This is a genomic window from Paenibacillus amylolyticus (genome assembly GCF_001570725.1).
Lineage (GTDB): Bacteria > Bacillota > Bacilli > Paenibacillales > Paenibacillaceae > Paenibacillus > Paenibacillus amylolyticus_A.
The window spans coordinates 38,031-53,997 of record NZ_BCNV01000011.1; the positions used below are offsets into that span (position 1 = coordinate 38,031).

General features: G+C 46.3%; 11 protein-coding genes and 1 tRNA gene. 2 read left to right on the top strand and 10 right to left on the bottom strand.

Annotation, left to right across the window (positions count from 1 at the left end):
* Nucleotides 1-6: 6 nt before the first annotated feature.
* The 10 genes from hemA to PAHA3_RS27430 form a co-directional block, all read right to left on the bottom strand.
* Nucleotides 7-1,392 carry a glutamyl-tRNA reductase gene (gene hemA / locus PAHA3_RS27385; RefSeq protein WP_062837812.1) on the bottom strand — a complete coding sequence of 462 codons (1,386 nt, stop codon included), beginning with the start codon at nt 1,390-1,392 and terminating at the stop codon, nt 7-9.
* 503 nt (nt 1,393-1,895) lie between these two features.
* Nucleotides 1,896-2,483, bottom strand: coding sequence for a hypothetical protein (locus tag PAHA3_RS27390; protein ID WP_062837813.1), 588 nt, complete (start codon nt 2,481-2,483; stop codon nt 1,896-1,898).
* A gap of 266 nt (nt 2,484-2,749) precedes the next feature.
* The gene (yihA, locus tag PAHA3_RS27395) at nt 2,750-3,409 is read right to left on the bottom strand and encodes a ribosome biogenesis GTP-binding protein YihA/YsxC (protein WP_062837814.1); all 660 of its coding nucleotides are present in this window, start codon (nt 3,407-3,409) and stop codon (nt 2,750-2,752) included.
* A 155-nt stretch (nt 3,410-3,564) separates the two neighbouring features.
* Nucleotides 3,565-5,904, bottom strand: a complete 2,340-nt coding sequence (lon, locus tag PAHA3_RS27400) for an endopeptidase La (RefSeq protein WP_062837815.1) — start codon at nt 5,902-5,904, stop codon at nt 3,565-3,567.
* Nucleotides 5,905-5,990: 86 nt separating this feature from the next.
* The gene (gene lonB, locus PAHA3_RS27405; RefSeq protein ID WP_062837816.1) at nt 5,991-7,745 is read right to left on the bottom strand and encodes an ATP-dependent protease LonB; all 1,755 of its coding nucleotides are present in this window, start codon (nt 7,743-7,745) and stop codon (nt 5,991-5,993) included.
* Between the two features lie 167 nt (nt 7,746-7,912).
* Nucleotides 7,913-9,010, bottom strand: a complete 1,098-nt coding sequence (gene ispG / locus PAHA3_RS27410) for a flavodoxin-dependent (E)-4-hydroxy-3-methylbut-2-enyl-diphosphate synthase (protein ID WP_017692591.1) — start codon at nt 9,008-9,010, stop codon at nt 7,913-7,915.
* Between the two features lie 121 nt (nt 9,011-9,131).
* Complete coding sequence (clpX, locus tag PAHA3_RS27415; protein ID WP_062837817.1) at nt 9,132-10,385, bottom strand: ATP-dependent protease ATP-binding subunit ClpX; 1,254 nt, start codon at nt 10,383-10,385, stop codon at nt 9,132-9,134.
* Between the two features lie 12 nt (nt 10,386-10,397).
* Entirely contained in the window at nt 10,398-10,988 is a 591-nt protein-coding gene (gene clpP / locus PAHA3_RS27420) for an ATP-dependent Clp endopeptidase proteolytic subunit ClpP (RefSeq protein WP_062837818.1), read from the bottom strand.
* A 378-nt stretch (nt 10,989-11,366) separates the two neighbouring features.
* Complete coding sequence (gene tig, locus PAHA3_RS27425; protein WP_062837819.1) at nt 11,367-12,707, bottom strand: trigger factor; 1,341 nt, start codon at nt 12,705-12,707, stop codon at nt 11,367-11,369.
* A gap of 138 nt (nt 12,708-12,845) precedes the next feature.
* The gene (locus PAHA3_RS27430; RefSeq protein ID WP_371327971.1) at nt 12,846-13,823 is read right to left on the bottom strand and encodes a hypothetical protein; all 978 of its coding nucleotides are present in this window, start codon (nt 13,821-13,823) and stop codon (nt 12,846-12,848) included.
* 189 nt (nt 13,824-14,012) lie between these two features.
* Between PAHA3_RS27430 and PAHA3_RS27435 the strand changes: the two genes are divergently transcribed.
* Both PAHA3_RS27435 and PAHA3_RS27440 read left to right on the top strand, forming a co-directional pair.
* Nucleotides 14,013-14,086, top strand: a tRNA-Arg gene (locus PAHA3_RS27435).
* A 643-nt stretch (nt 14,087-14,729) separates the two neighbouring features.
* Complete coding sequence (locus tag PAHA3_RS27440) at nt 14,730-15,959, top strand: CynX/NimT family MFS transporter (protein WP_062837820.1); 1,230 nt, start codon at nt 14,730-14,732, stop codon at nt 15,957-15,959.
* Nucleotides 15,960-15,967: the final 8 nt, after the last annotated feature.

Here is a 15,967-nt window from a genome sequence, read left to right on the forward strand (position 1 = left end):
CCCGCCTTATACGCCTGCCGGAGCATAAGCCGGCACGGGGTCTTGCCGGTTTTCGTTAAGGTGAGCGGCTGGTTTACCCAGAGCCGTGGCATCACTCTGATTTACTTTTTCAGCAGCCGTCTCTACTGCATCTTCCAGAGCAAAAATCTGAGTAAACATGCGCAGAGCTTCATCACCTTGCTTCGTACCTGCCATTTCTTTGATCCGGTTAATCGGATCTGTCGTCATTTGATTCACAATACTCTTGGTCAAACGACGAATGACTTTACGTTGATGTTCATCGAGCTCAGGCAGTTTATTGAACAGGCTATCCATCGTTTCTTCATGAATGGAGACACCTTTTTCCTGCAAAGCACGAATGACGGGACGAACGCCCAACGTTTTGAGCCAATGGTAATAATCCTCCATCTCAAGCTCAATCATTCTCTCAATCTTGGCAGCTTCCACCTTGCGCATCTCCAGGTTGCTCTCCACGATTCCTTCCAGATCATCAATATCGTAGAGGAAGACGTTGGATAATTCACCAATCGCCGGATCAATATCGCGCGGAACTGCAATATCAATCAGGAACAATGGACGCGATTGCCGACGCTTCATGCTCTCACGAACTACACCAGCATCCAAAACATAGCGTTCGGCCCCAGTGGAACTAATCACAATGTCGACTTCATTAAGTCGCTCTAATGCCTGTTCCATGGTACAAGGTGTTCCCCGGAACTTGGCTGCCAATTCTTCGGCTCTTGCGAGCGTACGATTTGCCACGATGACTTCGGATGCTCCGTTGGCATAGAGATGTTTCACGGTCAGTTCACTCATCTTGCCGGCACCCAAAATCAGCACCTTCTTGTCTGTGAACATGCCAAAGATCCGCTTGCCCAGCTCAACAGCAGCATAACTGACGGATACGGCGCTCTCCCCGATGGAAGTCTCCGAATGTGCCCGTTTACCCAACGTAACTGCCTGTTTGAACAGCATATTAAACCAAGTACCTGTTGATTTCTCTTCCTGAGCTTTAAGAAAAGCCTGTTTCACCTGTCCAAGAATCTGAGTCTCACCAATGACCATGGAGTCTAATCCGCAGATCACACGGAACAAATGGCGCATGGCTTGATCATCTTCATATATATATAAGTGTTGCGTAAATTCTTCCCGTGGTACATTAAACCATTGTTCCATGAATGTTCGAATAAAATAACCACACATGTGAAGACGGTCTACCACAACATACAACTCGGTACGGTTACATGTGGCCACGATTACACCTTCCAATACACTCTTGGTCAGCTTGAGCTGCTGCAGCGCTTCAGACAAGTCCTTTTCTGCAAATGTGAATCGTTCCCTAACCTCTACAGGCGCCGTGCGATAATTCAAACCAACGACAACGATGTGCATTGCAAGTTCACCTGCCTAATAAATTTCCAATCAAAGTGCTTACTGCATATGTCTATCCATTTATGATTGACATGGTTAATTATATCACACATCATAGCCGTGACCGGGTCATTTTTATGAAATGTTTATGAAATCACCATGTTCATCATCATATGCACTGTCATTTATTGTAGTGTCTCACCAAAGTTCACCGTTATGCGTTAAAAAGTGCTTAATATGAATATTCATAACGATTCGGATATTTAAAACAAATAGCCATGGAATTATTCCATGACTATTAAAATTTGGGAGGTTATGGGATATATCGAGATTAAAAATAACATTGAATCAGAGTGAAATCAACCCTTTTTCCAGAAGATTGTAAAATAAATATGTCCAATTCGGAATATTCGATCTCTCATCAAAAAATCCCCTGCAACCTCCGCATTGGCGAGTGCCACTACCCGGAAGAAACAAGGGAATCTCATTACATTCATATACGTATATAAGCATACAGCTTCAGGTTAATAAGCCTCAAGCTCAAACAACCGTTTTTGATAACGTGCAAGGGTCTCATCAATTTGATGGAGCTGATCAGCAGTCGCATCTTTTCTAGTGTCCAGCAGTGAATCAATCTCCGCATACACACGGTTAATTTCGCGTTCTACATCTCTGGCTTGGAACAGATGTTGCAATTCAAGCAACGTATTTTTGTATTCATAGATCACTCGGGTGTTCTCCCCGGTTTTCTCCACAATTTTACGGACAGTGCCTTGAGCATAAACATACGTCATGGTGAACCCTTTATAGATCCGATGAACGACCCCGTCGCCCTTAAAAGTCATAAAGAGCTTCCGGACAACGTTAGTCAGATGCAGATTCACCAGGCGGCAAGATAACTCACAGATATAAAACCCTTCTATACGGTCAAAAGGGAAATGAACTTCTTCTCCACTTATATCCCCCAGCACAACCTGCTGACAACCATTGTCCAACACCTTCACCCGATGATGGAGTCTGCCGTCTTCTGTCATGCGCAAAAACTGATGCATCTGGGGTTCTGACAATTTCATAGTGGCCTTGACGTACTCTGTGGCTAACCGCTGAGCCATACAAATCCCTCAATTCTTTCCCGATTGTTTTGCCTTCCTGCACATGTAGCAGTCATCTCAAAATTCTTCAGGCCGGCAAGACCGGTATTTTGGTACTGTTGGCAATATGCACCTATGCTCATTATACACTACCATAACGTTAATTCGCTCCAGACCCACATGATGAATTCTCACGAAATTCCATAAAAAATCCGATCAATCTTGATCTTATCAACGATTCACTTCGCATGCTCACTTTCCTGCACTCAAACGGTATGATATCTCGGTTATCCGTTAATTCCGTTGGTTTCTTTCTCTTCAGAAGCATTCTCTGCATCCAGTACTTCTGGTGCATACTTATCTATGCGGGCATGGCGGGTAATGATGTCCCATAACTCTTCTTTCCCCAATCCCTCTTCGGATGAGAATGGTACAAACAAATCCCCTGAGCGAAGACCCAGTGATTCCTTGATGACTTTGATATGTTTGGCTCTGCGTGTTTTTGGAATCTTGTCCATCTTGGTTGCGACTACAACCAAAGGCAGTCCGTTATGACGAAGCCATTCATTCATCATCTTGTCATCCTTGGATGGCTCATGTCTCATATCCACCATCTGCATAACCAGTTTCAATTCCTCACGTCCGAGCAAGTATTTCTCCATCATTTTGCCCCAGGCAAAACGCTGCTCTTTAGAAACTTTGGCGTAGCCATACCCTGGGAAATCGACGAAGTAGAGATCCTGATTAATTTTATAATAGTTCAGTTGCTGCGTCTTACCCGGTGTTGAGCTTGTCCGAGCCAGATTTTTACGATTGATCAAACGGTTGATCAGGGAAGATTTCCCCACATTGGAGCGTCCCGCCAAAGCAATCTCTGGCAGACCGTCCTCAGGGTATTGTTCAGGCCGAACGGCACTGATAATAAATTCAGATTGATTTACTTTCATATTGTATCTGTCCTCTCTTGAACGCTGTGCTAAGCATAACCTGTTGAAGGTATTATGCCATGGATTGTTCTATCATACCAAAAAAACCGTTCCAGCGGACGCCGAAGCCTCCGCAGAACGGTTTACTCTTCATACGAACCTTTCGGATATGTGGATTACAGGTGAATTCCTGCCTGCTCAACAAGTGCATGCTGCAGCACCTGATCCATATGGGCTACTGGGACAAATTCCACATCTTCCTTGATGCTGTCTGGAATGTCACGCAGATCCCGTTCGTTATCCTTAGGCAATAATATTTTTTTATAGCCGGCACGATGGGCTGCCAGTGATTTTTCTTTCAGACCACCAATCGGCAGTACACGCCCACGCAACGTGATTTCACCAGTCATAGCGATATCCTTCGAAACATGTTTGTTCGTCAAGGCTGAGATTAACGCTGTTGCCATCGTAATCCCCGCAGACGGACCATCCTTCGGAATCGCTCCTTCCGGAACGTGGATGTGGATATCGTTCTTCTCATGGAAGTCTGGTGCAATCCCGAGCTGCGTAGCTTTGGAACGGGTGTAGCTGAATGCGGCTTGAGCCGATTCCTTCATGACATCCCCCAGTTTACCTGTGAGGGTCAATTTACCTGTTCCAGGTACGACAGTCACTTCAATGACAAGAGTATCTCCACCCACTTCAGTCCATGCGAGACCGGTTACGGTACCAATCTGATCTTCCAGCTCGGCCATGCCATAACGGAACTTGCCAGGTCCAAGGTAGTCTTTGACCGCATCTGATGTGATGTTGATCTGACCTTCCACACCGGATACGATGTTCTTGGCCGCTTTCCGGCACAACGAAGCCATCTGCTGTTCCAGATTCCGTACACCGGACTCCCGTGTATATTCACGAATTACACGCAACAGCGCGTCATCCGGGATTTCCAGTTGCGCTTCTTCCAGACCATGATCCTGCTTCTGTTTGGGCAGCAAATAGTTTTTCGCAATTTGCAGCTTCTCCAGCTCCGTGTAACCAGGGATGTTGAGCATTTCCATCCGATCCAGCAAAGGACGCGGTATGTTGTGTACGGTGTTGGCAGTTGTTATAAACATAACGTTGGATAAGTCAAACGGCAATTCTACAAAGTGATCACTAAACGTATTATTTTGTTCCGGATCAAGCACTTCAAGTAGTGCTGCGGAAGGATCTCCGCGGAAGTCTGAAGCCATCTTATCAATCTCGTCCAGCAGGAATACCGGATTGAGTGAACCTGCCGTTTTCATCCCCTGGATGATACGCCCAGGCATGGCGCCTACATAGGTACGTCGGTGACCACGAATCTCCGCTTCATCCCGCACGCCGCCAAGAGATATTCTTACAAACTCCCGACCTAGCGATCTCGCGATCGAACGGGCAAGTGATGTTTTACCGACCCCTGGAGGCCCAACCAGACAGAGAATCGGCCCTTTGAGCTTCTTGACGAGCTTCTGGACAGCCAGATATTCAAGCACACGCTCTTTGGGCTTTTCCAACCCGTAATGATCTGCATTGAGCACGTCCTCGGCTTTTTGGATATCCAGATCATCTGCTGTCATCTGACTCCAAGGAAGGCCAAGCAGCCAATCCACGTAGTTACGAATCACTCCACCCTCGGCTGAACTTGCAGGCATTTTCTCCAGTCGATCAATTTCTTTCTCGACCTTTTCTTTCACCTTGTCCGGCAAGCCGAGTTCTTCCATCTGAGTACGAAGTTCCTCGACCTCACCCGCACGGCCTTCTTTTTCACCCAGTTCTTTCTGGATCGCTTTCATCTGCTCGCGCAAATAATATTCCTTCTGCGTTTTCTCCATCTGTTTCTTCACACGTTGGCTGATCTTACGTTCAAGCTCCAGCACTTCGCGTTCGTTGTTCAGGATGTCCAGCAATTTCTCCAGACGTTCCCGAACGTCGATGGTCTCCAGAATTTCCTGTTTATCCTTGATCTTTAAGGACAGGTGACTTGTAATGACATCGGCCAGGCGCCCCGGTTCTTCGATGTCGGACACTGCTGCAAGTGTCTCGGGTGTCACTTTTTTGGACAGATTAATATAATTCTCGAACTGGTTCAGAACGGTACGCATCAAGGCATCCGTCTCCGGATGAGTATTCTCCTCTTCAGGCAGTTCTTGTGCCAGCACTTCGTAATATTCCTCGTTGTCCGTATATTCAATAATTTCAGCCCGTTCCAAGCCTTCCACGAGTACACGAATCGTACCGTTCGGAAGCTTCAGCATCTGTCTGACCTTGGCCACGGTTCCGATTCTGAAAATGTCCTCTTGTGTTGGTTCCTCAATATTTACTTCGGCTTGGGAACATAGGAGAATCAAATGTTCTTCTACCATCGCTTTTTCTAAAGCCTTGACCGATTTCTCCCGGCCCACATCGAGATGCAGTACCATACTCGGGTAGACGAGAAGTCCTCTTAAAGGCAGTAAAGGAAAACGACGACCTTTCGCTTTGCTCGGTCCCATCGCTTTCGCACCTCCAATGGCTCTCAGGTTGTAGTCATTCATTATTCTATCAAATGTTCACATAAAAAACCAATGAAGGGAAGCGCTTAGCAGCTTCCCGAATCTGTAACCTGTCCTGGGCGAGGCACGTCCGCACGCAAATAGGAAGCGGATGCCGGTGGAAAAATCTCTGTTGCAGGTGCAATCGCCTCATCTGCAAGCTTCGTTTGTTCCATCTGTTGCGATTCCGGAACCCAGGCGAACACTTCACGGAATACGTCCTGTACCGTATCTACCGGAATAACGCGCAAGCCCTCCAGATTCTCAAAAATGGACTGCCAGTTCTCCGCCGGAATAATAACGGTCTTCGCTCCTGCCTGAAAAGCAGCCTCCACCTTGGCCAGTACGCCACCAATGGGCTTCACCCGACCATGGATACTGATCTCGCCAGTCATCGCTGTCTCATGATCCACAGGGCGCCCCTGAATGGCTGATGTAATGGCAGTCGCCATAGCGATCCCGGCGGATGGACCATCAATAGGCGTCCCGCCCGGGAAATTCACGTGTAAATCGTAATCATTCGGACGAATACCCATGGCTTTTAATACGGTTAACACATTTTCAACCGAGCCTTTAGCCATACTTTTTCGCCGGAGTGTACGTGAACCGCCTCCAATCTCTTCTTCATCCACAACCCCTGTAATGTTGATTCGGCCTTGATCCTTGAGAGCCGGAACAGCAGACACTTCGATTTCCAAAATGGTTCCCATGTTCGGTCCATACACCGCCAAGCCGTTAACAAACCCCACCTGCGGCTGTGAAGGGACCTTGCGATCAGGCCGTGGCTGGATCTGACTGCTACCCGCCACCCACTCCACATCGGACGCCTGGAGTGTCTCACGTTTCTCTGTTAGCGCAAGCCCAGCAGCGAGCTGGATGATATTGACCGCTTCACGTCCATTGGTTGCATATCGCTTGACCACATCAACGGCATCCGGACATGGACTGAACCCAATTTTCTGCACAGCATCTTCTGCAATTCGCCCGATCTCCTCAGGCAATAAAGGACGGAAATAGACTTCCATGCAGCGGGAACGTAAAGCTGGTGGCAGTTCATGAGGCGAACGTGTCGTTGCTCCAACAAGGCGGAAATCGGCCGGCAGGCCATTTTGAAAAATATCGTGGATATAAGCAGGAGTATGCGTGTCTTCCGAGTTATAGTACGCACTCTCCAAAAACACCTTGCGATCCTCCAGCACTTTCAACAGCTTATTCATCTGAATCGAATGCAATTCACCAATTTCATCAATAAAAAGCATTCCCCCATGCGCTTTCGTGACAGCGCCCGGTTTCGGTTGGGGAATACCTGCAACGCCCATGGCTCCTGCTCCCTGATATATCGGATCGTGGACCGAACCAATTAAGGGGTCCGCAATTCCACGCTCATCAAAACGGGCTGTTGTTGCATCCAGCTCTGTGAATTTCGCGTCTGGCTTGAAAGGAGAAGAAGGATTCTTCTTGGCCTCTTCCAACACAACCCTTGCGGCAGCTGTCTTCCCGACTCCGGGAGGGCCATAAATAATAACATGTTGCGGATTCGCACTGCATAATGCAGCTTTAAGGGCACGCAGCCCGTCTTTTTGCCCAACAATATCGTTAATGGTAGCTGGACGCGTCTTCTCCGACAACGGCTTGGTGAGTGAGATTGAACGCAGCTTGCGCAGCTTCTCCAGTTCCTTGCGAGATTCTCGCTCAACGGCACTGCGGTTCGTTTTCTGACCACGTAGCAGGTTCCAGAAATACAAACCAATCACCACTCCAAAAAATAACTGAATCAACATGATGACCATACCAAATTCCATGTCTTCACATCCTCCTATTTTGTCGCTATTCTCATATGAGATCATGCTAATACTTGGTAGTATAGCCTTTTCAACGCGACGTAAACGGGAGATGCGGAATTTGTATGCTAGAAAATAAAAAGCCCACCATCGCTGGCGGGCTGTTACGAAAACTAGATATGAATCAATCAGTGCGAACGACCAGGAATAACACCTGTCTCTTCATAGGCTTCGACGATTTTGTCGATCTCTTTTTTCAATTCCTCAACCATGATTTCTTCAGGCACTTTACGGATCATCTTACCATGGCGGAACAAGAGACCTTCTCCACGAGCACCGGCAATGCCGATATCCGCTTCCTTGGCTTCACCTGGACCATTAACTGCACAACCCAGCACCGATACTTTAATCGGCACCTTAAGTTTGGAGATATACTCTTCCACTTCGTTGGCAATGGAGAACAGATCGATGTCCAAACGTCCACACGTCGGGCAGGAGATCAATGTAGCTGCATTCGTAATGAGTCCAAAAGTTTTGAGCAAATCACGAGCAACCTTGATTTCTTCCACCGGGTCCGCGCTAAGCGAGATCCGCATCGTTGAACCAATACCCATGGACAGCAAGGCTCCCATACCTGCAGAGCTTTTGATCGTTCCAGAGAACAGTGTACCTGCTTCGGTAATCCCGAGATGCAACGGATACGGAATAATTTGAGCTGCTTTGGTATAAGCTTCAATCGCCATCGGCACATCGGATGCTTTGAGGGACACGATAATATCATGGAAATCCAGTTCTTCCAAGATACCAATGTGATACAATGCACTTTCTACCATAGCATCAGCTGTAGGATACCCGTACTTCTCAAGCAGATGGTTTTCAAGTGAACCTGCATTTACCCCGATCCGAATTGGAATACCGCGATCTTTACAAGCCTTAACTACTTCTTCGACTTTAGCACGTTTACCAATATTACCTGGATTGATCCGCACTTTATCAATGCCGTTCTCAATTGCAAGCAATGCCAGCTTGTAGTTGAAATGAATATCTGCTACGAGCGGTATGTTGATGCGTTTTTTGATTTCCTTGATAGCTGCAGCAGCTTCCTCATTATTTACCGTTACACGTACCACTTGACAGCCGGCTTCTTCCAGTCGCAGAATCTCTGCAACTGTTGCCTCTACGTCTGCCGTTTTGGTTGTACACATACTTTGAATAATGACTTCGTTACTGCCACCGATCGTTACGTTTCCCACTTTCACGGGACGTGTATCTTGTCTTAAATACATGAGTGATTTCTCTCCCCACAACGTCAAAGCTCCACCCTGACAGAGACATGAATTCGCCTTCTGCCAAAGTGGAGAACTGACAAGTCTATATTTCAGAGTTCAAACAGGTTTCAGGCTTTCATTAGGCGCTTTCTTCCTGCTTATCGTCCTTCGATTGGCTTAGTTCAGGCACGACTCTTTTCTCAACGACTTCTTCGGTAATGACACAGTTCGTAACATCTTCACGTGAAGGCACTTCATACATGATTTCAAGCATGATGCCTTCAATGATGGCACGCAAACCACGTGCACCTGTATTACGTTTGATTGCTTCTTTTGCAATCGCGAGCAATGCAGCTGGTTCAAATACCAGATTCACATTGTCCAGCTCAAGCAGTTTTTGGTATTGTTTGGTAAGCGCGTTTTTCGGTTCGGAAAGAATCCGTACCAACGTATCTTCATCCAGTGGCTCCAACGTGGAGATGACTGGCAGACGGCCTACAAATTCCGGAATCAGACCGAATTTCAGCAAGTCTTCCGGCAATACCATGCCCAGATATTCACCTGGTTTCAGATCTTGTTGCTCAGCAACAGTGTTGAAACCAATGACTTTTTTACCGATCCGACGTTTGATCATTTGCTCCAGACCATCAAAGGCACCGCCGCAAATGAACAGGATATTCGTTGTATCGATCTGGATAAATTCTTGATGAGGATGTTTACGACCACCTTGTGGTGGTACAGAAGCCACAGTTCCTTCAAGAATTTTCAAGAGTGCCTGTTGTACACCTTCACCCGATACATCACGAGTAATGGATGGGTTTTCGGATTTACGCGCTACTTTATCAATCTCATCGATATAAATAATGCCACGCTCTGCTTTTTCCACATCATAATCAGCAGCTTGGATCAGCTTCAGCAGAATGTTTTCTACATCCTCACCTACATAACCCGCTTCTGTTAATGAAGTAGCATCAGCAATAGCAAAAGGTACATTCAGAATTTTTGCCATCGTTTGCGCAAGCAACGTTTTACCAGAACCCGTAGGTCCTAACAGCAAAATGTTACTCTTCGACAACTCAACATCTTCAATCTTGCTTTGTGTGTTGATCCGTTTGTAGTGATTATACACTGCAACAGACAATGACTTCTTCGCTTGTTCCTGACCAATAACATATTGATCCAGGATATTACGAATTTCTTTCGGTTTTGGAATATCTTTGAGGTCTACTTCTTCATCATGACCGAGTTCTTCCTCAACGATTTCGGTGCAAAGTTCGATACATTCGTCACAAATGTACACGCCTGGTCCAGCGACCAGCTTACGTACCTGTTCCTGAGATTTACCGCAAAAAGAGCATTTCAGTTGCCCTTTCTCATCGTTAAATTTAAACATGAAACCACCCCTTTAGGAATTGATCGGTCTACTGAGCACCTGGTCAATAATGCCGTACGTCTTAGCTTCGTCAGCGCTCATGAAAAAGTCACGGTCCGTATCCCGCTCAATTTTCTCAAGAGACTGACCCGTACGATCGACGTATATTTGATTCAGTTTCTGACGTGTTTTAATAATCCATTCTGCGTGTATCTTAATATCCGCAGCCTGTCCTTGAATACCGCCAAGCGGCTGATGAATCATCACTTCGCTGTTCGTCAGCGCATATCTCTTGCCAGGCGCACCGGCTGTCAGCAATAAAGAACCCATGCTTGCTGCCATTCCTACGCAAATGGTAGATACATCCGGCTTGATATATTGCATCGTATCGTATATACCCATCCCTGCGGTGACAGAACCACCAGGTGAGTTAATGTACAAGCTGATATCCTTTTCAGGATCGTCGGCTGCCAAAAACAAAAGCTGTGCTATGACAAGATTGGCTACATCGTCATCAATCGCACTGGTTAGAAAGATAATGCGATCCTTCAGCAAACGCGAATATATATCGTAAGACCGCTCGCCTCGATTGGTTTGTTCTATAACCATTGGCACCAGACTCATGAGACCAACCTCTTTTCTACATGTAATTAGACATAGGCCACCTGTAAAGCAAACCCAAATTCATTCTAACACTTTCCTGTGACAATGTCATTTTTCACAAGTGTGTCAGACATCAGTTCGTTTACTTTTTTGCCTGATCATATTTAACCATGTTTTCTATGTATGTGCAAATTGAAGCCATCCTATGCCGTATTGCCATTTTTTATTTGCACGAAGTGTCATAGGTATGTAAAAAGTGTACACCGATCAATAAAATTAGTATCCATCCATATTATTACTTCATTTTCTATAAAATGGATGTCATAATTTAAAAATAAGGCACGCAATAGTTCACGTGCCTTATCGTTTATTCAACTGACAAGTTGATAACAGCTTGTCTTATTTTTCGTCAGCTTCTGCAACAACTTCTTCAGCTGGAGCTTCAACCGGCTCAACAACTGTGCTGTTCTCAACAAGAACGTCAATCGTTTTACGCAGTTTAACTTCATCGCGAAGGCTGTCCAGGGAACCATTACCCTCGAGGATGCCACGGATCTCTTCAGCAGGACGCTTGTAAGATTCAGCCATTTTTTCGAGTTCTTGATTCACTTCTTCGTCAGATACTTCAATGTTTTCCGCTTTACCTACAGCTTCAAGCACCAGGTTGTTGCGAACACGTTTGGAAGCATCTTCTTGCATTTGTCCTCTCAGGTCAGCTTGAGTCTGGCCAGAGAAGCTCAGGAACATTTCAAGGTTCATACCTTGGTTGCGCAGACGGTTGTCGAAATCACGCATCATGTTTTGTACTTCGCTCTCAACCATTGCAGCAGGAATGTCCACTTCAGCGTTCTCAGCCACTTTTTCTACAACTGCATTTTCTTGAGCAGCTTTGGCTTCGTCAGCTTTACGGGATTCCAATTGTGTTTTCAGGTCAGCTTTGTACTCTTCCAGTGTGTCGAATTCACTAACATCTTTAGCAAACTCATCATCCAATGCAGGAAGCTGTTTGCGTTTGATTTCGTGAATTTTCACTTTGAATACCGCTTGTTTGCCAGCAAGTTCTGCTGCATGGTAGCTCTCTGGGAAAGTCACTTCTACGTCTTTGAAGTCGCCTGTGGAAAGACCCACAACTTGCTCTTCAAATCCAGGAATGAATGTGTTGGAACCCAGTTCCAGGGAATAACGCTCAGCTTGTCCACCTTCGAAAGGTACACCATCAACGGAACCGTCGAAGTCGATTACTGCAACGTCACCGTTTGCAGCGGAACCTTCGTCGATTACAACGAGTTCAGCGTGACGTTGTTGAAGACGCTCAAGTTCTTCAGTCACTTCTGCGTCAGTTACTTCACCTTTTGCTACAGCAACTTCGATTCCTTTGTAGTCACCCAGGGTAACTTCAGGTTTCACAGTTACTTTCGCTTTGAACTTGAATGTTTGTCCTTTAGCGAATTGTTCAACATCTACGTCAGGACGATCAACCGGGAAGATATCCGTTTGGTCGATTGCTTCTGTATAAGCTTCAGGAAGCAAAATGTCGATTGCTTCTTGATAAAGGCTCTCTACACCAAAACGTGCTTCGAAGATGGAACGTGGTACTTTACCTTTACGGAATCCAGGTACGTTTGCTTGTTTTACCACTTTATTAAAAGCTTTGTCGAGTGCTGCAGTTACACGATCTGCATCCACTTCAACCTCAAGAACCCCAAGGTTCTTCTCTATCTTTTCCCAAGTTGCTTTCATTGTATACTTTCCCCTCCAAAATTCACATGTTCACGTAGGCAATCACGTACAAAATAACCATTTTAGTATAAACAAGATTAGATTCTTTTTCAAGGGGAATCCCTTGATACAGTTTAAGGAAAACGTTTCCGGCCTCGATTAACCGTCCAAACCGGCAGATACAAACTGTTTCATCGAACGATAAGCCTGCTCCAGTCGAAAGCGCATCGCGCCTGTCACAGCATACATTGAGCGGGTATTTTCCTCATCATGCGAGCCACCCAGACTGTCTGCAACGGTCATATGTAGAGCTGCTGCCCATATATCTGTCATGGAATCATTTTCTTCCAGCATCGATATATAATCACGGGTTCCATACACCGCCATCACATATTGTATCCACAGTTCCTGGGCAAAATAAAAGAGCGTAGGTTCATGAACCTCCGTCTGATCAGCCACTCGTTCCAGAATCTGAACGATTTGGAGCGGGAATTCCTCTGGTTTAAGAGGCACGGTATCAATCTCGACCTCTACCTGCTCTTCGCCTCTCGTAAACAGGATCATACCTTGAACACCTCGGCGACGCAAGGTTTGCAGCACCCGGAATTGAAGTAAAGGGTGAAGCGACTTATCTTTTAACCAACTCGTAAGTGCCTCGTCAATCTTAGGCAGATCAAGATAGGCCAGCTGCTCCAAAGCCAGCATCGTCTGTTCAGACAGTGGCTCTTCCATCACTGTGCGAAGCATCTTATCTGCATAGCCATCATCCTGTTCAAGCTTCAAACGAGCATGATGCCTCGCCATGTCTTCCTCACTAACCTCTTCCTCTTCCCGTTCCTCATGAACGGCAGGCGAAGTTTCTTCATAATGAGGAAACGCAGCCTGAAGCCATTCGAGCAGGGCCCGCCATTCATCATAGTGGCGCTCTTCCTGTCCCTGACATTGCAGCAAAAAGTGAAGCAATTTCATCGCTTCACCATACCGTTCATTTTCAAGCATCACTGTCAATTGAATCTGGTAATAGTCCAGCGTCTTAGGAAACAGCACAATATTGTTGTTGTGCTCGGTTTCCGGGGTCGTGGATTCCTTAATGGGAGCACCTCCTCTGTATCCTGAATCTCCAGTCGGAATCAACATAAATAGATGTATATATTAAAACGATTGTCGATCTATTTTCTGAGTTCTCCTGATATTCTAACATAACCTTAAATATAATGAAAAAAACGTTACTGCCGCCAAATATCATATACGAAAAACAGTTTAAAATAAAACGCTTGATATTCCTGTTTGTATATGATAAAATCAATTTTGCTTGAAAAAATTCATGTCTCAGTAGCTCAGCTGGATAGAGCAACGCCCTTCTAAGGCGTCGGTCGGGGGTTCGAATCCCTCCTGGGACGTAAAAAAAGAGAAGCTTCCCTCGGGAAGCTTTTTTTCGTACTTGGGATGAGAACCCCAATGGTTCGTCGGAGCATCCACTTCGTTAGCACCACTTCGCAGTCTCGACTGGAAGGAGAGTATCCCTCCTGGGACGTATTAAAAAGAAGCTTCCTTCGGGAAGTTTTTTTTGCGTTCTAGGGATAAGAACCCCAATGGTTCGTCGGAGCATTCGCTTCGTTATGAGCTCTAACCCGCTCTATTGGAGCATCCGCATTTGCTCACTCCAAGAGCGAAACGTCGCAGTAACGAATGTTCTAATGAACACAGGGCACTTTATTTACTCCAAAAGCAGCATTATGGAATTCTAACGAATCTTAGAGAGCTTATTTCAACATTTCGAGGTTGATACCACAAATATATGCAGTAAGTTGCCTGATTAACGTTGCTGAGGTTCGTTAGAATCCGAACATGGCGGTTATCCGCTTAATAAGACCTCTTAGATTCGTTAGAGCTTATCAGGTCAAAGGTAGTCAATGCGTCCGCGTTCCAGTGGGTGCTTTTTTTCATTTCATTGCTCAATATTGACAACGAATGTTATGCTTGCGGAGTGGATAATGTAACAATCCATACATATTAACTCATTAGGAAACAGGAGATTTTATCATGTCATCTTCAATACAGCAGCACTCATCTATCCAAGCCGAGGAAGAACATTCTTCGACATCCAAAAGATTCGGCCTGTTATTGGCAGGCATTATCGTCATCGCCGCTACCATGCGGTCACCGATCACGGCAACCGGTCCCGTCGTGGAGATGATCCGCTCAGATACAGGTATCGGTCATACAATGGCGGGGCTTCTAACCTCGCTTCCTTTGCTTGCTTTTGCAGCAGTCTCTCCGTTTGCACCACGTCTTGCGAAACGTTTAGGACTTGAATCAGCCTTGCTGATCGCTATCATCATCGTAACTCTCGGGGTGGCGTTACGTTTATCGCCCTCTGTCTTGGCCTTATATGCAGGAACCGCAATATTGGGTTGCGGCATTGCGTTAAGCAACGTGCTTTTACCCAGTTTGATCAAACGTGATTTTCCACTGCGTGTTGGTATCGTGACCGGACTGTACTCCGTATCGATGAATATATTTGGCGCCATCGCCTCAGGCATGAGTGTGCCAGTAGCAGGAGCAACTTCTATAGGTTGGCGCGCTTCTCTGGGGATGTGGGCCTTGTTATCCATTCTCGCACTACTCTTGTGGCTCCCCCAGGTCGCTGCGGGACGCCAGCGAATGTTATATGTTGCCACCCAGAGTGAAGGGACACCTGTGCGTCTGCGGACATCATCCCTGGCCTGGTTCATTACATTATTTATGGGTCTGCAATCTCTAATCTTCTATACGACGATTACCTGGCTTCCCGAGATTCTGGCCGAGCAAGGCTTCAGCCCCACCTCAGCAGGCTGGATGCTCTCCTTGATGCAGATGGTTAGCGTACCCGTTACCTTTATCGTTCCGATCCTCGCTGGTAGAACGAGAGACCAGCGTATGCTAACCACGATAACGTGCTCCTCTTTAATTGTCGGGTATGCTTTATTGTTAAGTGGACTCCCTTCGCTCGTTACCATCGGCGTCACGTTGGCTGGCATAGGTGCCGGCGCTTCGTTTGGACTGGTAACGATGTTCTTCGTCCTTCGTACCAAAGATGCCAGACAAGCTGCCAGTCTGTCTGGTATGGCCCAGTCATTCGGTTATATACTGGCAGCAGTGGGACCTCTGCTGTTCGGCATGCTTCATGACTGGACAAAAGGATGGACCCTTCCATTGCTGATACAGGTTCTTCTGGCCATCGCTTTACTCATCGCAGGCATCCAGGCCAGCAAGAATCGAATGATCGGTTAGTCATACAA